Origin of the sequence: Streptomyces sp. NPDC008125 (genome assembly GCF_042957125.1) — a bacterium.
Lineage (GTDB): Bacteria > Actinomycetota > Actinomycetes > Streptomycetales > Streptomycetaceae > Streptomyces.
Window position 1 is genome coordinate 148635 of record NZ_JBIBHR010000009.1, and the last position, 18638, is coordinate 167272.

General features: G+C 70.5%; 18 protein-coding genes and 5 tRNA genes. 7 read left to right on the forward strand and 16 right to left on the reverse strand.

Annotated features, from left to right (window positions below; translation table 11 throughout):
* Positions 1–39: 39 nt before the first annotated feature.
* From ACFZAX_RS17415 to ACFZAX_RS17425, 3 genes are read right to left on the reverse strand one after another with little or no spacing between them, the layout of a single operon-like run.
* A complete protein-coding gene (locus ACFZAX_RS17415; RefSeq protein ID WP_390962436.1) occupies positions 40–1215 on the reverse strand; it encodes a D-alanine--D-alanine ligase in 1176 nt (391 codons plus the stop codon).
* 35 nt (positions 1216–1250) lie between these two features.
* Positions 1251–2261 carry an NAD(P)H-dependent glycerol-3-phosphate dehydrogenase gene (locus ACFZAX_RS17420; RefSeq protein WP_390962438.1) on the reverse strand — a complete coding sequence of 337 codons (1011 nt, stop codon included), beginning with the start codon at positions 2259–2261 and terminating at the stop codon, positions 1251–1253.
* Complete coding sequence (locus ACFZAX_RS17425; RefSeq protein ID WP_390962439.1) at positions 2258–3010, reverse strand: 1-acyl-sn-glycerol-3-phosphate acyltransferase; 753 nt, start codon at positions 3008–3010, stop codon at positions 2258–2260. Before ACFZAX_RS17425 ends, ACFZAX_RS17420 begins: the two co-directional genes overlap by 4 nt.
* Before the next feature lie 178 nt (positions 3011–3188).
* On the opposite strand from ACFZAX_RS17425, the gene cofC reads away from it, so the two are divergent.
* Positions 3189–3896 carry a 2-phospho-L-lactate guanylyltransferase gene (gene cofC, locus ACFZAX_RS17430; RefSeq protein WP_390962602.1) on the forward strand — a complete coding sequence of 236 codons (708 nt, stop codon included), beginning with the start codon at positions 3189–3191 and terminating at the stop codon, positions 3894–3896.
* Positions 3897–3906: 10 nt separating this feature from the next.
* Positions 3907–4110, forward strand: coding sequence for a hypothetical protein (locus ACFZAX_RS17435; protein ID WP_327178202.1), 204 nt, complete (start codon positions 3907–3909; stop codon positions 4108–4110).
* A gap of 130 nt (positions 4111–4240) precedes the next feature.
* On the opposite strand, the gene ACFZAX_RS17440 is transcribed toward ACFZAX_RS17435, so the two are convergent.
* The 4 genes from ACFZAX_RS17440 to leuC all read right to left on the reverse strand — a co-directional run bounded on the left by ACFZAX_RS17440 (position 4241) and on the right by leuC (position 7389).
* Entirely contained in the window at positions 4241–4891 is a 651-nt protein-coding gene (locus tag ACFZAX_RS17440; RefSeq protein ID WP_390962441.1) for an HU family DNA-binding protein, read from the reverse strand.
* A gap of 143 nt (positions 4892–5034) precedes the next feature.
* On the reverse strand, positions 5035–5262 hold the full coding sequence (locus ACFZAX_RS17445; protein WP_327178200.1) for a hypothetical protein: 228 nt from the start codon (positions 5260–5262) through the stop codon (positions 5035–5037).
* 103 nt (positions 5263–5365) lie between these two features.
* Complete coding sequence (leuD, locus tag ACFZAX_RS17450; RefSeq protein ID WP_390962442.1) at positions 5366–5959, reverse strand: 3-isopropylmalate dehydratase small subunit; 594 nt, start codon at positions 5957–5959, stop codon at positions 5366–5368.
* 5 nt (positions 5960–5964) lie between these two features.
* Positions 5965–7389 (reverse strand): 3-isopropylmalate dehydratase large subunit, encoded by a 1425-nt coding sequence (gene leuC, locus ACFZAX_RS17455; RefSeq protein ID WP_390962443.1) that lies wholly within the window; start codon positions 7387–7389, stop codon positions 5965–5967.
* A 191-nt stretch (positions 7390–7580) separates the two neighbouring features.
* Here leuC and ndgR point away from each other — a divergent pair, with 191 nt between their 5' ends.
* The gene (ndgR, locus tag ACFZAX_RS17460) at positions 7581–8294 is read left to right on the forward strand and encodes an IclR family transcriptional regulator NdgR (protein ID WP_275491887.1); all 714 of its coding nucleotides are present in this window, start codon (positions 7581–7583) and stop codon (positions 8292–8294) included.
* Between the two features lie 248 nt (positions 8295–8542).
* Here the strand turns inward: ndgR and ACFZAX_RS17465 are convergent.
* The 9 genes from ACFZAX_RS17465 to ACFZAX_RS17505 form a co-directional block, all read right to left on the reverse strand.
* Positions 8543–8615, reverse strand: a tRNA-Glu gene (locus tag ACFZAX_RS17465).
* 35 nt (positions 8616–8650) lie between these two features.
* Positions 8651–8722: transfer RNA gene (locus ACFZAX_RS17470), tRNA-Gln, on the reverse strand.
* A gap of 12 nt (positions 8723–8734) precedes the next feature.
* Positions 8735–8807: transfer RNA gene (locus tag ACFZAX_RS17475), tRNA-Glu, on the reverse strand.
* A 62-nt stretch (positions 8808–8869) separates the two neighbouring features.
* Positions 8870–8942 (reverse strand) — tRNA-Glu (locus tag ACFZAX_RS17480).
* Positions 8943–8977: 35 nt separating this feature from the next.
* A tRNA-Gln gene (locus tag ACFZAX_RS17485) sits at positions 8978–9049 on the reverse strand.
* Between the two features lie 85 nt (positions 9050–9134).
* Entirely contained in the window at positions 9135–9851 is a 717-nt protein-coding gene (locus ACFZAX_RS17490) for an HAD-IA family hydrolase (RefSeq protein ID WP_390962445.1), read from the reverse strand.
* A 164-nt stretch (positions 9852–10015) separates the two neighbouring features.
* A complete protein-coding gene (gltX, locus tag ACFZAX_RS17495; protein ID WP_390962446.1) occupies positions 10016–11491 on the reverse strand; it encodes a glutamate--tRNA ligase in 1476 nt (491 codons plus the stop codon).
* A complete protein-coding gene (locus tag ACFZAX_RS17500; protein WP_390962447.1) occupies positions 11484–12269 on the reverse strand; it encodes a fumarylacetoacetate hydrolase family protein in 786 nt (261 codons plus the stop codon). Before ACFZAX_RS17500 ends, gltX begins: the two co-directional genes overlap by 8 nt.
* Before the next feature lie 161 nt (positions 12270–12430).
* The gene (locus tag ACFZAX_RS17505) at positions 12431–12595 is read right to left on the reverse strand and encodes a hypothetical protein (protein WP_390962448.1); all 165 of its coding nucleotides are present in this window, start codon (positions 12593–12595) and stop codon (positions 12431–12433) included.
* A gap of 581 nt (positions 12596–13176) precedes the next feature.
* Here ACFZAX_RS17505 and ACFZAX_RS17510 point away from each other — a divergent pair.
* The 4 genes from ACFZAX_RS17510 (at position 13177) to ACFZAX_RS17525 (ending at position 18591) form a co-directional block, all read left to right on the forward strand.
* Positions 13177–17064 carry a nitrate- and nitrite sensing domain-containing protein gene (locus tag ACFZAX_RS17510; protein WP_390962450.1) on the forward strand — a complete coding sequence of 1296 codons (3888 nt, stop codon included), beginning with the start codon at positions 13177–13179 and terminating at the stop codon, positions 17062–17064.
* A 9-nt stretch (positions 17065–17073) separates the two neighbouring features.
* On the forward strand, positions 17074–17487 hold the full coding sequence (locus ACFZAX_RS17515) for a roadblock/LC7 domain-containing protein (protein ID WP_323180487.1): 414 nt from the start codon (positions 17074–17076) through the stop codon (positions 17485–17487).
* Positions 17488–17621: 134 nt separating this feature from the next.
* Positions 17622–18029 carry a DUF742 domain-containing protein gene (locus ACFZAX_RS17520; protein WP_266709549.1) on the forward strand — a complete coding sequence of 136 codons (408 nt, stop codon included), beginning with the start codon at positions 17622–17624 and terminating at the stop codon, positions 18027–18029.
* Positions 18010–18591, forward strand: a complete 582-nt coding sequence (locus tag ACFZAX_RS17525) for an ATP/GTP-binding protein (RefSeq protein WP_266709547.1) — start codon at positions 18010–18012, stop codon at positions 18589–18591. The genes ACFZAX_RS17520 and ACFZAX_RS17525 overlap by 20 nt, the downstream gene beginning before the upstream one ends.
* Positions 18592–18638 lie beyond the last annotated feature (47 nt).

Below are 18638 nucleotides of genomic sequence, written 5' to 3' on the forward strand. Positions count from 1 at the left end.
CGCCGGCCGGTCGTCACCGGCCCAGCGGGGCTCACGCGGTCAGCGCAGGCCGGTGGACCGGGTCAGCGCCGCCTGGAGGAGCCGGTCGACCAGCTCCGGGTAGTCGACGCCGGTCTCCTGCCACATCCTCGGGAACATCGAGATGGGCGTGAACCCGGGCATGGTGTTGATCTCGTTGATGACGAACTCGCCCTCGTCCGTGAGGAAGAAGTCGGCGCGCACCAGGCCCTCGCAGGAGACGGACTCGAAGGCGGCGACCGCGAGGCGCTGGACCTCGGCGGTCTGCTCCGGAGTGAGCGGGGCGGGCACGAGTCCGGCGGCCGCGTCGATGTACTTGGCCTCGAAGTCGTAGAAGTCGTGCGCGGTGACCGGCGGGATCTCGGCCGGTACGCTGGCGCGCGGTCCGTCCTCGAACTCCAGCACCCCGCACTCGATCTCGCGTCCGCTCAGCAGCGACTCGACGAGGAACTTCGGGTCGTGCCTGCGGGCCTCCTCGATCGCCTCGTCCAGGCCGCCGGGCCCGTCGACCTTGGTGATGCCCACCGACGAGCCACCGCGGGCGGGCTTCACGAAGAGCGGCCAGCCGTGCTCGCCGGCGAAGTCGACGATCCGCTCGCGGGCGCCGGCGGGGTCGTTCCGCCACTCGCGGGGCCGCACCACCAGGTAGGGGCCGACGGCGAGGCCGAAGGAGATGAAGACCCGCTTCATGTACTCCTTGTCCTGGCCGACGGCGGAGGCGAGGACGCCCGCGCCGACGTAGGGGACGCCGGAGAGTTCCAGGAGGCCCTGGAGGGTGCCGTCCTCGCCGTACGGGCCGTGCAGCACGGGGAAGACGACGTCGACCTCGCCCAGCGCCCGGGGCACCGATCCGGGCTCGCTGAGGACGACTTCGCGGCTGCCCGGGTCCACGGAGAGAACCACGCCGCCCTTCTCCGACTCGGCGAGCGCGTCCACGTCGGGCACCTGCCGGTCGGTGATGGCCATGCGGGCCGGGTCGTCGCCGGTGAGTGCCCAGCGGCCGTCCCTGGTGATGCCGATCGGCAGGACGTCGTAGACGGTCCGGTCGATGGCGTTCAGGACGGCGCCGGCCGTGACGACCGAGATGCCGTGTTCGGAGCTGCGTCCGCCGAACACGACAGCCACGCGCGGCTTGCGGCGCTGCTGCTCAGGGCTCTTCGGACGCTCAGGGCTCTGGGGGAGGTTCTCGCTGCTCATATCGCGATGAGCGTACCTGCTGGTACCGAAAGGAGTCAGCGCCGCTCGGGCTTGGCGCTCCGTGACATCAGCTCCTTGACCGCGACGGCGGGCGGCTTGCCCTCGTGGACGATCCCGACGACGGTCTCCGTGATCGGCATGTCGACCCCGTGCCGGCGGGCCAGATCGAGCACCGACTCGCAGGACTTGACGCCTTCCGCGGTCTGGCTGGTGGCGGCGATCGCCTCCTGGAGCGTCATGCCCCGGCCGAGGTTGGTGCCGAAGGTGTGGTTGCGCGAGAGCGGCGAGGAGCAGGTCGCCACCAGGTCGCCGAGGCCCGCGAGTCCGGAGAACGTCAGCGGGTCCGCGCCCATGGCGAGGCCCAGTCGGGTGGTCTCGGCGAGTCCGCGGGTGATGAGCGAACCCTTGGCGTTGTCGCCGAGTCCCATGCCGTCGGCGATGCCGACGGCCAGGCCGATGACGTTCTTGACGGCGCCGCCGAGTTCGCAGCCGACGACATCGGCGTTGGTGTAGGGGCGGAAGTACGGGGTGTGGCAGGCGGCCTGGAGCCGCTGGGCCACCGATTCGTCCCTGCAGGCCACGACGGCCGCCGCGGGACGCCGTTCGGCGATCTCACCGGCGAGGTTGGGGCCGGTGACGACGGCGATGCGGTCGGCGGAGACCTTCGTCACGTCCGCGATCACCTCGCTCATCAGCTTGGCGGTACCGAGCTCGACGCCCTTCATCAGGGAGACTAGGACGGTGTCCGGTTCCAGGTGCGGGGCCCACTCCGCCAGGTTGGCGCGCAGCGTCTGGGAGGGCACCACCAGCACCGCGAACTCGGCGCCGCGCAGCGCCTCGGCGGGATCGGTGGTGGCGCGGACGGACGTGGGGAGTTCGGCGCCGGGGAGGTAGCCGGGGTTGGTCCGGGTGGTGTTGATGGCCTCGGCTACCTCGGCGCGGCGGGCCCAGACGGTGACGTCGCAGCCGGCGTCACCCAGGATCACGGCGAAGGCCGTGCCCCAGGAACCCGCCCCGAAGACGGCCACTTTGCGCGGGTCGGTCACTGGGAGCCCTTCTCTTCTGCCTCGCGCCGCTTCTTCGCGCGGGCCTTGCGGTGGTCGTAGGGCTCGGCGGGAGCCTTCTCGCCGCGCACGGTCTCCAGTTGCTCGGTGATCGCGGCCATGATCACCTCGGTGACCTCGCGCAGCACGTCGGGCGTCGGCTCGGAGCCGTAGAAGCGGCTGAGGTCGACGGGAGGTCCGGCCTGCACCCGGAGGGTCTTCCGGGGGAAGAACCGGTACTTGTTCTCCTTGGCGTACGGCGGCATCGCGAGGTTCGCGCCCCACTGGGCGACCGGGACGACGGGCGCGCGGGTCATCAGCGCGACGCGGGCGGCGCCGGTCTTGCCGTTCATCGGCCACATGCCGGGGTCGCGGGTGAGGGTGCCCTCGGGGTAGAAGGCGACGCACTCGCCGTCCTCGATCGCGGCCACGGCGGCGCGGAAGGCGTTCAGCGCGTCGGTGGTCTCGCGGTAGACGGGGATCTGCCCGGTGCCGCGCAGCATCATGCCGACGAACGGGGCACGGAAGAGGGCGGCCTTCGCCAGGAACCTCGGCACCCGGCCGGTGTTGTACTGGAAGTGCCCGTACGACAGCGGGTCCAGGTAGGAGTTGTGGTTGACGGCCGTGATGAATCCGCCGTCGGCCGGAATGTGTTCCATTCCCCGCCAGTCACGCTTGAAGAGAACCACCAGTGGCGGCTTGGCGATGACCGCCGCCAGGCGGTACCAGAAGCCGATTCTGCGGCGGGACACTCGGACACCTTTCACTCGGGTTTCGCTCGGACCTGACCTGCTGCGCGGCCACGGACGGTCATGTCCCGCCCCATGCCCCTGCTCTGTCGAGAACACCGTACGCCCCGCTCCCCGGACCGGACCGGCAGGCTGTCGCACCCGCGGGCGAGAATGGGGGCCGACGTTCACGGAGGGGGAGATCGCCACGAACACCGACCCGGCCGGCCGCTGGTCCCTGGTCGTCCCGCTGAAGCCCTTGGCGTACGCCAAGAGCAGGCTGCGGGACGCGCTGGGCGACGCGCTGCGGCCCCGACTCGCCCTGGCCTTCGCCGAGGACACGGTCGCGGCGGCGCTCTCCTGCTCGGACGTGCGCGATGTGGTGGTCGTCACGGACGACGCGGTGGCGGCCGACCGTCTCGCCGCGCTGGGAGCCCGTGTCGTACCCGACTTCCCGGCCGCCGGACTCAACGCGGCGCTCGCGTACGGCGCGGGGCTGGCGCGTGCCGTCAGGCCGTCGGCTCCGGTCGCGGCGCTCAACGCCGACCTCCCCGCACTGCGCCCCTCGGAATTGTCGCGGGTCCTCGAATTCTCTTCCGGATTTCCCCGGACATTCCTTTCGGATGCCGCGGGAATCGGGACGACATTTCTCTCGGCCGCCCCCGGAGTGGAATTGCGTCCCGCTTTCGGCGGTCCTTCGCGCACCCGGCATCTCGCGTCGGGTGCGCGGGAGGTGCCGCCCGAGGGGCTGGATTCGGTCCGCCGGGACGTGGACACCGGGGACGACCTGCTGGTGGCGCTGGCCCTGGGCGTGGGGCCGCGTACGGGGGAACTGCGGGACGCGGTACGGCTGAGGGGCGTTCCCCGCCCGGCCGCCGGGCCCACGCGGTGCGGGCCCCCCGGGCGATAGGCTGCGGCCCATGCAGGCGACCGCGTACACGTACGACCCCGAGACCCGCAGCGGCAGTGTGCTGCTCGACGACGGCACCCCGGTGGACTTCCCGGCGGCCGCGTTCGACGCGGGCGGCCTGCGGCTGCTCCGCCCCGGTCAGCGGGTGCGGATCGAGGGTTCGGGCGAGGGTGCCTCGCTCCGGATCGACCTGGTGACCCTGCAGACCTTCTGAACAGGGCCCGTTCGGCCGAACGGGCGGGCACCCGCCGGGACTCCGCCCGGCTCCCGGACAGCCCGCGGGCCGGGCTCCCCGAGGGGAACCCGGCCCGGCGCGTCGTGCGAGAGCGAGCGGGTGCTCGGTCTCACTTCTTGCGAGCGGTGGCCTTCTTGGCCGTGGTGGTGCGCGCCGTGGTCTTCTTGGCGGGCGCCTTCTTGGCCGTGGCCTTCTTGGCCGGGGCCGTCTTCTTCGCGACGGCGGCGGTCTTCTTCGCCGGCGTGGCCGCCTTCTTCGCGGCCGCCGTGGTCTTCTTCGCCGCTGCGGGGGTGGTCGCCTTCTTGGCGGGCGTGGCGGTGGCCTTCTTCGCCGTGGTCGCGGCGGCGGTGGTCTTCTTCGCCGTCGCGGCCTTGCGGGCGGTGGCCTTCTTGGCCGCGGCCTTGGTGGTCGTACGGGTGGAAGCACCGCCCGAGAGGCTGCCCTTGGGGGCCTTCTTGACGGCCACGTCGTTCTTCGGGAGCTTCTTGGAGCCGCTCACCAGGTCCTTGAAGCCCTGACCCGCGCGGAAGCGGGGCACCGAGGTCTTCTTGACCCGGACGCGCTCGCCGGTCTGCGGGTTGCGGGCGTACCGCGCCGGGCGGTCGACCTTCTCGAACGAGCCGAAACCGGTGACCGAGACACGGTCTCCGGCCACGACGGCGCGGACGATCGCGTCCAGTACCGCGTCCACCGCGTCCGCGGCCTGCTGACGACCGCCGACCTTCTCGGCAATCGCTTCTACGAGCTGTGCCTTGTTCACGTCTTCCCCTTCGGAGACATTGCCAGAACGAAAGTGTTCAAGCGTTTTCGCACGTTAGGCAGATATATACCGCAAATCAAACACGAAACGGGCTAATCACCCTAGTGCCGCAACGAAGTCGACTGGCGCGGACTTCCGCGGAGTCAGTCACCTTCGGGGAATCGGCCCTCATCGAGGTCCTTCATCAACCGGTCCAGGCGCCTTGCCGCGCCTGAGAGATCGTGCTTCGCCGTGGCCGTGACGGCCAACAGCTTCCGGGACAGCGCCATCCTTACGCCCTCCGGGACTTGCAGTGCGCGCACCCTTCCGTGCGCTTCCTTCAATTGGTCGGCGACTTGGCCATAGAGCTTGAGTTGGTTGTCGCCTTCCATGCACCGATTGTGCCATCTGGGGCGAGTTGTCGCCCGACAGGGTCTCAACAAGCCACTGCGCCCCCTACCCGAAGGCAGGGGGCGCAGTCTGGAAAAGCGCTGCTCAGACCTCAATTGTACGCGGCTTGAAGGTCGGCCTTGCCACCTCATATGCCGCGATGTCCGCTTCGTTCTGAAGGGTGAGGCTGATGTCGTCCAGCCCGTTGAGCAGACGCCAGCGGGCGTTCTCGTCGAGCTCGAAGGCGGCCTCGATGCCCTCGGCCCGGACCTGGCGGGCCTCCAGATCGACGGTGACCTCGGCGGTGGGGTCGGCCTCGGTCAGCTCCCACAGCGCGTCCACGACGGCCTGGTCGAGAACGACGGTCAACAGGCCGTTCTTCAGCGAGTTGCCGCGGAAGATGTCCGCGAACCGGGCCGAGATCACGGTCTTGAAACCGTAGTTCTGGAGGGCCCAGACGGCGTGCTCACGGGAGGAGCCGGTACCGAAGTCGGGGCCGGCCACCAGAACCGACGCGCCCTGCCGCTCGGGGCGGTTGAGGACGAAGTTCTCGTCCTTGCGCCAGGCTTCGAAGAGGCCGTCCTCGAACCCGTCGCGGGTGACCTTCTTCAGCCAGTGCGCCGGGATGATCTGGTCGGTGTCGACGTTGCTCCGGCGCAGCGGGACGGCCCGGCCGGTGTGCGTGGTGAAAGCTTCCATGGTTCTCAGACTCCGGCAGGCGTGCGGTCGTCGGACAGGTCGGCGGGCGAGGCCAGGTGGCCGAGCACCGCGGTGGCGGCGGCGACCTGCGGGGAGACCAGGTGGGTCCGGCCGCCCTTGCCCTGCCGGCCCTCGAAGTTGCGGTTCGAGGTGGAGGCGGAACGCTCACCGGGCGCCAGCTGGTCCGGGTTCATGCCGAGGCACATCGAGCAGCCCGCGTGGCGCCATTCGGCTCCGGCCTCGGTGAAGACCTTGTCCAGGCCCTCGGAGACCGCCTGCAGGGCGACCCGGACCGAGCCGGGGACGACCAGCATCCGTACGCCGTCGGCGACTTTGCGGCCCTCCAGGACGGCTGCCGCGTTGCGCAGGTCCTCGATACGGCCGTTGGTGCAGGAGCCGACGAAGACGGTGTCCACACCGATCTCGCGGAGCGGCTGCCCCGCGGTCAACCCCATGTATTCCAGGGCCTTTTCGGCGGCGAACCGCTCCGAAGCGTCTTCGTACGAAGCCGGATCGGGGACGTGCGCGGAGAGCGGAGCGCCCTGGCCGGGGTTGGTGCCCCAGGTGACGAACGGCGCGAGCCCGGTGGCGTCGATGACCACCTCGGCGTCGAAGACGGCGTCGTCGTCGCTGCGCAGGGTCTTCCAGTACGCGACGGCGGCGTCCCAGTCCTCGCCCTGGGGGGCGTGGGCACGGCCGCCGAGGTAGGCGAAGGTCGTCTCGTCCGGGGCGATCATGCCCGCGCGGGCGCCGGCCTCGATCGACATGTTGCAGATGGTCATCCGGGCTTCCATCGAGAGCTTCTCGATGGCGGAGCCGCGGTATTCGAGGATGTAGCCCTGGCCGCCGCCGGTGCCGATCCGGGCGATGATCGCCAGGATGAGGTCCTTGGCCGTGACGTCCTCGGGGAGTTCGCCGTCGATGGTGATGGCCATCGTCTTCGGGCGGGCCATCGGCAGCGTCTGGGTGGCCAGCACGTGCTCCACCTGGCTGGTGCCGATGCCGAACGCCAGGGCGCCGAAGGCTCCGTGGGTGGAGGTGTGCGAGTCGCCGCAGACGACGGTGGTGCCGGGCTGGGTCAGACCCAGCTGGGGGCCGACCACGTGCACGACGCCCTGCTCGACGTCACCGAGCGGGTGCAGACGGACGCCGAAATCCGCGCAGTTCTTGCGCAGGGTCTCCAGCTGGGCGCGCGAGACCGGGTCGGCGATCGGCTTGTCGATGTCGAGGGTCGGGGTGTTGTGATCCTCGGTGGCGATGGTGAGGTCGAGGCGCCGCACCGGGCGTCCGGCCTGCCGCAGCCCGTCGAAGGCCTGCGGGCTGGTCACCTCGTGCAGCAGGTGCAGATCGATGTAGAGGAGGTCGGGCTCGCCCTCTGCGCGCCGGACGACGTGGTCGTCCCAGACCTTCTCCGCGAGTGTCCTACCCATCGCTTTCCCTCCGACCGGCGTCCTCGCCGGCCCAACTAGAGATTCGGTGCGCCACCGTCCCGGTCCCGTGCGGGACGCCTCCCCCGAGCGGGGCGGCGGCTGCGGGCCGTCGTACGGCCGCCGGTACAGGTTCGCAACTTCTGGAGAAAATTGAACTTGCGTTTCACAGAGTGAGACGCGAATATCGTCGTATGGACAACTCTAGCGGCGTCGGCGTACTCGACAAGGCTGCACTCGTACTGAGCGCACTGGAGTCCGGTCCGGCCACCCTCGCCGGGCTGGTCGCGGCCACCGGTCTCGCTCGCCCCACGGCCCACCGACTGGCCGTGGCACTCGAACACCACCGCCTGGTGGCCCGGGACATGCAGGGCCGGTTCATCCTCGGCCCGCGGCTCGCCGAGCTCGCGGCGGCGGCCGGCGAGGACCGTCTCCTGGCGACGGCCGGACCCGTGCTCACCCACCTGCGCGACATCACCGGCGAGAGCGCCCAGCTCTACCGTCGTCAGGGCGACATGCGTATCTGTGTGGCCGCTGCCGAGCGGCTCTCCGGGCTCAGGGACACCGTGCCGGTCGGCTCCACGCTCACCATGAAGGCGGGCTCCTCCGCACAGATCCTGATGGCCTGGGAGGAGCCCGAGCGCCTTCACCGGGGTCTTCAGGGCGCGCGGTTCACCGCGACGGCCCTCTCCGGGGTGCGCCGCAGGGGGTGGGCCCAGTCGATCGGTGAGCGCGAGCCGGGCGTGGCTTCGGTCTCCGCACCGGTGCGCGGACCGTCGAACCGGGTGGTGGCCGCCGTCTCCATCTCCGGCCCGATCGAGCGACTGACGCGCCACCCGGGCCGGATGCACGCGCAGGCGGTCATCGACTCGGCCGCCCGTCTCAGCGAGGCTTTGCGTCGCGGCTGAACCCCTCCACCGACCGTCCCCCGGCCCGCTGTCACCGCGTCATCTCTTCTGCTTCTGCTTCTGCCTCCGCTCTTGTTCGCACTGGCCGCCCCAGCGTCGTGGCGGCCTTCTTCATGTCCGGGTGAACGGCCGGGCCGGCCCAGGGTGTTGGGCATCCTGCGTCCGGGGCGTCCGGTTCGCCGAGGTCGTGCGGGTACACGAAAAAGGCCCCTCACCGAAGTGAAGGGCCTATCCCTGCTGCTGAGTTGTACCCCCGACCGGATTCGAACCGGCGCTACTGCCGTGAGAGGGCAGCGTGCTAGGCCGCTACACAACGGGGGCTTGTTCCTTGAAGTCCTGCGGACTTCGGTCTTGCGCTGGGCTACCAGGACTCGAACCTAGAATGACGGTACCAGAAACCGTAGTGTTGCCAATTACACCATAGCCCATGGTGTGGTACGTACCCCCGACCGGATTCGAACCGGCGCTACTGCCGTGAGAGGGCAGCGTGCTAGGCCGCTACACAACGGGGGCCCTAGCGATCCTGCATCAAGAACATCGGGTGCGACCCGGAATGTTCCCGCGGGAAGGATCTGTACCCCCGACCGGATTCGAACCGGCGCTACTGCCGTGAGAGGGCAGCGTGCTAGGCCGCTACACAACGGGGGCTTGTTCCTTGAAGTCCTGCGGACTTCGGTCTTGCGCTGGGCTACCAGGACTCGAACCTAGAATGACGGTACCAGAAACCGTAGTGTTGCCAATTACACCATAGCCCACTGAAACGCAACCTCTGGAGGCTTTGTCTCTGTCTGCGCTTCCCGGCCGGATCTTTCGGCCCGCTCGGGCGGCGCAGAAAGAACATTACCCGAAGGTGTCCGACGCTCCAAAACGGGTATCCCGCGACAGCACCCCGGGCAGCTGGTGGAGGCCCGTGATCCGTACGAGATCGGCCCTGCCGCCCCGCTCCGCCCGGTCCAGCCAGATCCCCGTCAGCCCGGCCGCGACCGCGCCGGCGGCATCGATGTCGGGCTCGTCCCCCACGTACGCCACCTCGTGCGGTTCCAGGGCGAGCGCCTCGCAGGCGGCGTGGAAGGCGCCCGCATCGGGTTTGGAGACACCGAGCTCCACGGCGCAGAGCAGCGCCTCGAACCGGTGGCGTACGCCCAGCGCGCTCAGTTTGCGGTCCTGCTGTACGGCACCGGCGTTGGACAGGACTCCGTGGCGGTAGCCGTCCAGCAGGTCGAGGACCGGGAGCACGTCGGGGAAGAGGCTCCAGGCGGCCTCGTAGTGGGCCGCGTGCCGCCGGAACCACGCGTCGGCCTCCGCGTCCTCCAGGTCCCGCCCCAGGAACTCCCGCACCCGGTCCCTGCGCTGCCCCTCGAAGTCCGTCTCCCCCGCGGCGAACCGCGCCCAGTGGCGGGCGGTGAGCGCCCGCCATCCGTCCAGCGCCTCGTCGGGGGTGGCCCAGCCGCCGGGCAGCCCCTCCAGCTCCAGCAGCGCCGCCATGGCGACACGGTCGGCGCCGGAATAGTCGAAGAGCGTGTCGTCGACGTCCCAGAGCACCGCGCGGATCGGCATGTACGCCACGCTACCGGCCCTTCTCGGGCCCGACTCGGCGAGAACCGGCCAAAGGGCCGCGCGAGACCGCGCGAAGGGGCCTGGGAGGCCCGGGAACACCCGAGGGGCGGACCGCCGGGGAACTTCCGGTGGTCCGCCCCTCGGGACGTGCGTACGGCGCCGCGCTACGCGGTGAGCTTCGCGAGAGCCGCGTCCACCCGGGACAGGGTCTTCTCGCGGCCCAGGATCTCCATGGACTCGAAGAGCGGCAGGCCGACCGTGCGGCCGGTGACGGCGACGCGCACCGGGGCCTGGGCCTTGCCGAGCTTGAGGCCGTGGGCCTCGCCCGCCGCCAGGACGGCGCTCTTCAGCGCCTCGGCGTTCCACTCGGCGTCGGCCAGGTTGGCGCGGGCGGTGGTCAGCAGGGCGTCGGAGCCCTCCTTCATCGCCTTGGTCCAGGACGCCTCGTCCTCGACCGGCTCGTCGAGGAAGAGGAAGTCGACGTTGGCGGTGATGTCGGAGAGGACGGTCACCCGGGTCTGGGCGTGCGGCGCGATCTCGGCGAACTTCTCCGCGTCGAACGACTCGGGGGCCCAGTTCGCGTACGGCGCCGCCAGCCAGGGACCGCACGCGTCGGTGAAGTCCTTCACATCGAGCCGGCGGATGTGCTCGGCGTTGATGTGCTCGGCCTTCTTGAGGTCGAAGCGGGCCGGGTTGGCGTTGACGTCCGCGATGTCGAAGGCCGCCACCATCTCCTCGATCGAGAAGATGTCGCGGTCCTCGGCGATCGACCAGCCCAGCAGCGAGAGGTAGTTGAGCAGCCCCTCGGGGAGGAAGCCGCGCTCGCGGTAGAGGTTGAGGGAGGCCTGCGGGTCACGCTTGGACAGCTTCTTGTTGCCCTCGCCCATGACGTAGGGGAGGTGGCCGAAGACCGGTGTGGCCTTGGCGATGCCCAGCTCGGTGAGGGCCGCGTACAGGGCGAGCTGGCGGGGGGTGGAGGAGAGCAGGTCCTCGCCGCGCAGGACGTGGGTGATCTCCATCAGCGCGTCGTCGACCGGGTTGACCAGCGTGTAGAGCGGGGCGCCGTTGGCGCGGACGATGCCGTAGTCCGGCACGTTCTCCGGCTGGAAGGTCAGCTCGCCGCGCACCAGGTCGGTGAAGGTCTGCGGCACGTCGGGCATCCGGAAACGCACGATGTGCGCGCGGCCCTCGGCCTCGTACGCCGCGACCTGCCCGGCGGTGAGCTCGCGGCAGTGGCCGTCGTACCCGGACGGCTTGCCGGCGGCGCGGGCGGCGTCGCGGCGGGCGTCGAGCTCCTCGGTGGTGCAGTAGCAGTCGTACGCGTACCCGCCGGCCTTCAGCTTCTCGGCGACGTCGCGGTAGACGTCCATCCGCTGCGACTGGCGGTACGGGGCGTGCGGGCCGCCGACCTCGGGGCCCTCGTCCCAGTCGAAGCCGAGCCAGCGCATCGAGTCGAGCAGCTGCTGGTACGACTCCTCCGAGTCGCGCGCCGCGTCGGTGTCCTCGATGCGGAAGACCAGCGAGCCCTCGTTGTGCCGGGCGAAGGCCCAGTTGAAGAGAGCCGTCCGGACCAGGCCCACGTGGGGGTTGCCGGTCGGGGAGGGGCAGAACCGGACACGGGGGGAAGATCCGTTAACCACGCTTGATCACCTTGTTGGTGAGAGTGCCGATGCCTTCGATGGTGACGGCGACCTCGTCGCCGACGTGCAGGGGGCCGACCCCCGCGGGGGTTCCGGTGAGGATGACGTCGCCGGGGAGGAGCGTCATCGCCTCGGTGATGTGGACGACCAGGTCCTCGATGGAGCGGATCATCTCGCTCGTACGGCCGAGCTGGCGCTGTTCGCCGTTGACCGTCGCCTGGATCGTCAGGTCGGACGGGTCCAGGTCGGTCTCCACCCAGGGGCCGAGCGGGCAGGAGGTGTCGAAGCCCTTGGCCCGGGCCCACTGCTTCTCGCGCTTCTGCGCGTCACGGGCGGTGACGTCGTTGGCGCAGGTGTAACCGAAGACGACGTCCTTGACGCGCTCGCGGGGGACCTCGCGGCACATCCGGCCGATCACCACGGCCAGTTCGGCCTCGTAGTGGACCTCGTCGGAGAAGGAGGGGTACTCGATGGCGTCGCCGGAGCCGATCACCGAGGTGGTGGGCTTGAAGAAGGCGACCGGGACGTCCGGGACCTCGTTGCCCAGTTCGGCGGCGTGCTCCGCGTAGTTGCGGCCGATGGCCACGACCTTGTTGGGGAGCACGGGGGGCAGGAGCCTGACCTTGTTCAGCGGGACCTTGGTGCCGGAGAGCTCGAAGTCGGCGTACGGAATGCCCTTGATGATGTCGAGGACGAGGCCACCGGATTCCACGGTGCCCTCACCCTCGACGGCGCCGAAGGCGACATTGCCGTCGATGGAGAACCTGGCGATGCGCACGGGTGCTGTCGCCCCTCACTTGCTGGCTGGCTGAAGACTGACGCTCCAGGCTATCGCCTCGCCGTGCGGGGACCGGGGAGTGTCCGGCGGATCGTCGCCGCCCCTCCGCAAGGTGCGGACGGCGGGACGAGCGAGTCGGCCGGACTCCCGGCGGGGGGTGCCTACCTGAGGACGGTGCGGCGCGGGTTGGCCGTCCGCGTGGGCAGCGCGGTGGTGTACTCGGGCCGCTCGGAGAGCTCGGGAGAACTCGGCGTGGAGGCGTCCGTGAGGTGCGCCAGCGTGGTGCGCCGGGGGTTGGCGAGCTTGCGGGACTGCGTCGTGTTCATCTGCCGTGAGGACCTTGTCGCCGGGGGGCGCACCCCGGGGTGCGCCCAGTTGGTCGGGTTCGCCATCCCAGTAAAGCGTCAGGCTAAACATCGGATTCCCGGCCTTACCCCGGATGAGACGGCGATCATCATGTGAGTTTGCTCACGACCAGCACCACAAATAGCGCATATCGGAATGATGATCACGCGAATGAAAACGGACATTGCATCACTGAATGCACCATTCCGCTCCTGATCATCAGGACTGGGACACCACACTCGTCCGACTGACCTGTCCGTAATGATCCACTTTCCGCACGAACACGCTGCACGGCAGGTCACGCCGCCATCACGCCCTGTGACACCTGCCCACGGGGAACCCACGGGCCTTGTTGGAGGTCCGGCACTGTGCTGGAATTCCACGCACCGCCGCGGGTAGAGACCGGCGCGCAGGGGCGCAACGCAGCGCCGAGTGCGGCGGAGGGGGTTCAAGAACGCCGGTCGTTCAACGACCACCATGGGGCGCGTCCAGCGCCCCACGACGCCGACACCGTCACCGCCGCGCATGCGGGGGGACGCCTGGTCCAGAGGTTGCGACGCTAGTGCAGGGACGTTTCAAGAGGGATGGCAGTGCTCCGGCGGAACAGGAGCCGCGCGGCGGGACCGACCGCGGCTCCTCCCCCCAGCACGCCCAGAACCCCGGGTCGGCGGGCGCCGGCGACGGCGCGGAGCAGACCGCGCGCCCGGGTTCCACGACGACCGACAGCCCCGAACCGGCAGCGGCGGCGAAACCCCGGGACCCGGTGAGCACGGGTTCACGCGTAGCCCTGCGTAACTGGCGCATCAGCACCCGCCTGGTCTCCCTCCTGGCACTCCCCGTGGTCGCGGCGACCTCGCTGGGCGGACTCCGCATCAACGAGTCGATGAACGACATCCAGCAGCTGGAGCACATGCAGCTGCTGACGCAGATGACCAAGCAGGCCACCGCGCTCGCGCAGGCCCTGCAGGTCGAGCGCGACGAGTCGGCGGGGCCGCTCTCCAACGGCGTGAAGGCGACCAACTACAAGGTCACCGAACCCCGGAAGAAGACGGACCGGGCGAAGGACGCCTTCCTCGACGCCACCATGGCCATCGGGGACACCCAGGGCGACGAGGCCCTCGAAGGCATCCACGCCAGCGTCAACATGATCGCGACGCAGCTCGGGCAGATCCGCGACATCCGCAAGACCGCGTACGCCAAGGGCTCCCCGAGCGTCAACACGATCGACCAGTACAGCCAGTTGATCACCTCGCTGCTGAGCCTCTCCCAGGACATGGCGCAGGCGACCTCCAGCCCCGAGATGATCAAGCGCACCCGTGCGCTGGCGGCCTTCTCCTCCGCCAAGGAGTACGCCTCGGTGCAGCGGGCGATCATCGCCGCCGCGCTGCCGGGCGGAAACAGCTCGAAGACCAACCTCAGTGACAACGACAAGCAGTTCGGTCGCAACGCGCTCCGCAAGGAGAGCCTGGCGATGAACTCCTTCGAGACCATCTACGCGGCCACGGGGAACAGCGCGTCCGACCTCACGGCGCCGCTGACCAGCGGCAACCCCGAGATCCAGGCGGCCAACACCTACGCCAAGCAGGTGCTCGACACCACGGTCGGCCTGAGCGGGCGCAAGCCGCGTTCCTACCTCGACTGGTACGACCAGAGCTCCACCAAGATCCAGGCGATGGAGACCATCGAGGCCACCCTCCTCAGCGACATGGAGGGCAAGGCCCGCGAGCTGCGCGAGGCCTCCCAGCGCGAGGCGATCCTCAACGGCGCCATCATCCTGCTGGTGCTCGGCGTCTCGCTCGTCGGCGCCTTCGTCGTGGCCCGGTCCATGATCCGTTCGCTGCGACGCCTCCAGGACACCGCGACCCGGGTCGCCCAGGACCGGCTGCCCGAGCTCGTCCGCCAGCTCTCCGAGACCGACCCGCAGGACGTCGACACCTCCGTCGAGTCCGTCGGTGTCCACTCCCGTGACGAGATCGGCCAGGTGGCCGCGGCCTTCGACGACGTGCACCGCGAGGCCGTCCGCCTCGCCGCCGAGCAGGCCCTCCTCCGGGGCAACGTCAACGCGATGTTCACCAACCTCTCGCGCCGCAGCCAGGGCCTCATCCAGCGCCAGCTCTCGCTCATCTCCGAGCTGGAATCCCGCGAGGCCGACCCGGACCAGCTCTCCTCGCTCTTCAAGCTCGACCACCTCGCGACCCGTATGCGCCGGAACGGCGAGAACCTCCTCGTCCTCGCCGGTGAGGAACCGGGCCGCCGCTGGACCCGCCCCGTCCCGCTGGTCGACGTGCTCCGCGCCGCCGCCTCCGAGGTGGAGCAGTACGAGCGCATCGAACTGGCCGCGGTGCCGGCCACCGAAGTGGCCGGCCGGGTCGTCAACGACCTCGTGCACCTCCTCGCCGAGCTGCTGGAGAACGCCACGTCGTTCTCCTCGCCGCAGACGAAGGTCCGGGTCACCGGTCACGCGCTGCCGGACGGACGGGTGCTCGTCGAGATCCACGACACCGGTATCGGCCTCTCGCCCGAGGACCTCGCGGCGATCAACGAGCGGCTCGCCTCGCCGCCCACCGTGGACGTGTCGGTCTCCCGGCGCATGGGTCTGTTCGTGGTCGGCCGGCTCTCCCTCCGTCACGGCATCCGCATCCAGCTGCGGCCCTCGGACTCCGGTGGCACCACGGCGCTCGTCATGCTGCCCGTGGACGTCGCGCACGGTGGCAAGCAGCCGCCGCCCAAGCAGGGCGGGGGCCAGAACGCCGCGCCCGGCGGTCTGCTCGGCGGCGCCGGTGCTCCGCGCGCCGGTCTCGGCGGTCCGCAGGCCGGTGCCAAGGGGCTCGCAGGTTCGGCGCCCGTCCGGGGCCAGGTCGGCGCGGGTTCCGGTCCGCGTGCGGCACTGCCTTCGCGCGACACCACGGCACGCGGCTCCCAGCAGTCCGGCCCGCAGGCCGGTGGACCCCAGCGGCAGCCCGGCGGACCGTCCGTACCGCAGGCCGGTCGCCCGCAGGGCCCGCAGGACTTCGGGCGGCCCGAGCCGCAGCGGCAGGGCGGCGGCGCCCTCGGCGGCGGCGCCCGGCTGGGCGCACGCGGTGCGCAGGGCGGTGCGGAGCAGGACGGGACGAACCTCTTCGGGCACGGCGCCCCGGCCCAGCAGGCCCCGATGACCCAGCCGGAGCAGGGCGGCCGGCCCGTGCGGCAGGACGTGTTCGGCTCCACCGGACCGCAGCAGCAGTGGCAGGGCCAGAACTACCAGAACGACCAGTCCGTCCAGGGGAACCAGGGCGCGCCCGCCGGTCAGTTCGGCCAGGGCACGGACCAGGGCGGCCGGCCTGCGTTCGGCCAGGGCATGGGCGGCCAGAACATGGGCGGCCAGGGCATGGGCGGCCAGGGCATGGGCGGCCAGAACCAGGGCCTGGGCAACCAGCAGGGCATGCGGCCCCAGCGCGGCCAGGGCGGTCCGGGGCAGGGCGGGTTCCAGCAGCCCACCGGGCCCGGCCGTCAGCTGCCGCCGCCCGGCGGTCCGCGGGCCGAGCTGCCCGGGGGCAACCCGCAGCCGCAGCATCCGCAGCCGCAGACCACCACCTGGGGCGTGGAGGACCGGGGCGCGCAGCGCCGCGGGCCCGCCGACGCGCCGCGCGGGCACGAAGAGGCCGAGGGCACGGGCCAGTTCGCCGCTCCGACGGGTCCCGTACCCAACCGGAACTTCAACTCCCCGCTGAACCGGCGCACTCCGGGCGACGACCGCCAGGGGCCCGGCGCCACCTCGGAGTTCGCCCGCCCGGACTTCTCCGCGCCGCGGGTCCCGCAGCCGCATGACCCCGCGAGCACCGCTCAGTTCGCCCGTCCCGACTTCGGGGCTCCGGACCAGGGGCTGCCCGCTCCGCGCCAGTACGGCAACGGCGGCGAGCAGGGCGTGCCGCGTCCGGCTCCGGCCGACGAGCCGTCCCAGCGCTCGCTGCCGCCGCGCCGGTCCACGCCGGAGGCGCTGCCGCCGGCCGGTCCGGGCGACGGCCGCACCCCGCTGTACGACACGCTGGAGACCAACTGGTTCCACGGTCCGCAGCAGGGCGGCCGGCCGCAGGAGGACGCGGCTCCCTCACAGCCCGGCGGGACCCCGGCTCCGGCGGCACCCCGGCGCTCCTCCGGTGAGGCGGGCCCGACCGGTCCGTGGCGGCCTTCGCCCAACGACGAACTCGTACGTCAGGCCGAGCGGGTCAAGAAGCCCGCCGCGGGCGGTGTCACCACTTCGGGGCTTCCCCGGCGGGTTCCGCGTGCCAATTTGGTTCCGGGTACCGCTCAGCAGCAGAATCACCAGTCCGGACCTCAGGTTTCGCGTGCGCCCGATGACGTGCGCGGGCGTCTGACCAATCTCCGCCGGGGCATCCAGCAGGGTCGGCAGGCGAACAGCCAGTCGTCCGGAAGCTTCCAACTCGGCCCCACTCACCAGCAGGAGCGTTAGTTGAGCCCCATGAGTCAGGCCGCGCAGAATCTGAACTGGCTGATCACCAACTTCGTGGACAACACCCCCGGGGTGTCGCACACGGTGGTGGTGTCGGCGGACGGACTCCTGCTGGCCATGTCCGAAGGATTCCCGCGCGACCGCGCCGACCAGCTGGCCGCGGTCGCCTCCGGGCTCACCTCGCTGACCGCCGGCGCCTCCCGGATCTTCGAGGGCGGCGCCGTCAGCCAGACGGTGGTGGAGATGGAGCGCGGCTTCCTGTTCCTGATGTCGGTCTCGGACGGCTCGTCGCTGGCTGTTCTCGCCCACCCCGAGGCCGACATCGGTCTCGTCGGTTACGAAATGGCTCTGCTGGTCGACCGTGCCGGCACCGTCCTCACGCCCGACCTGCGCGCCGAGCTCCAAGGAAGTCTGCTCCACTAGGCGGCCACGCAGCGGGGATCTCTCGGGATCTCCTCAGGTACTGCCCACCACCCTCACTCGTCCGGCCGCTCACCGCCCCCACCGGCCCCTTGCAGACGGCGAGTAGACACTTCGCTGTCACGCCCGGAGGATTCATGACCCCGCCACCCGCCTCACCCGATCCGTACGGCGCTCTGCACCACGCGTCGTACGACGGGGAGGGCGACCAGCCGCTGGTTCGTCCGTACGCCATGACCGGTGGTCGGACACGACCGCGTTACCAGCTCGCCATCGAGGCGTTGGTCAGTACGACGGCCGACCCCGCGCACCTGGGAACGCTGCTGCCCGAGCACCAGCGGATCTGCCACCTCTGCCGCGAGGTCAAGTCGGTGGCCGAGGTTTCGGCTCTGCTGTCCATGCCGCTCGGTGTGGCCCGGATCCTGGTCGCGGACCTGGCGGAAGCCGGCATGGTGGCCATCCACCAGCCGGGCAACGGAGAGGCCGGCGGAACGCCGGATGTGACACTGCTCGAAAGGGTGCTCAGTGGACTTCGCAAGCTCTAGCGGCGGTACGGCCCGCTCCACCACCTCGGCGAAGATCGTGGTGGCAGGGGGCTTCGGCGTGGGTAAGACCACGTTCGTCGGTGCCGTTTCGGAGATCAGTCCGCTGCGCACCGAGGCCGTGATGACGTCGGCCTCGGCGGGCATCGACGACCTGACCCACACCGGGGACAAGACCACCACCACGGTGGCCATGGACTTCGGACGCATCACCCTGGACCAGGACCTGATCCTGTACCTGTTCGGCACCCCCGGGCAGGACCGTTTCTGGTTCATGTGGGACGACCTCGTACGCGGCGCCATCGGCGCCGTCGTCCTGGTCGACACCCGCCGCCTCGCCGACTGCTTCCCCGCCGTCGACTACTTCGAGAACAGCGGCCTCCCCTTCGTCATCGCCCTCAACGGCTTCGACGGACACCAGCCCTACACCCCCGACGAAGTACGAGAAGCACTCCAGATCGGACCCGACACCCCGATCCTCACCACCGACGCCCGCCACCGCTCGGACGCCAAGAGCGCCCTCATCACCCTCGTCGAGCACGCCCTCATGGCCCGGCTGAAGTAGGCATAAGTCGGTATTGACATAGGCAAGTTGCCGTAGTCACGCGGGGG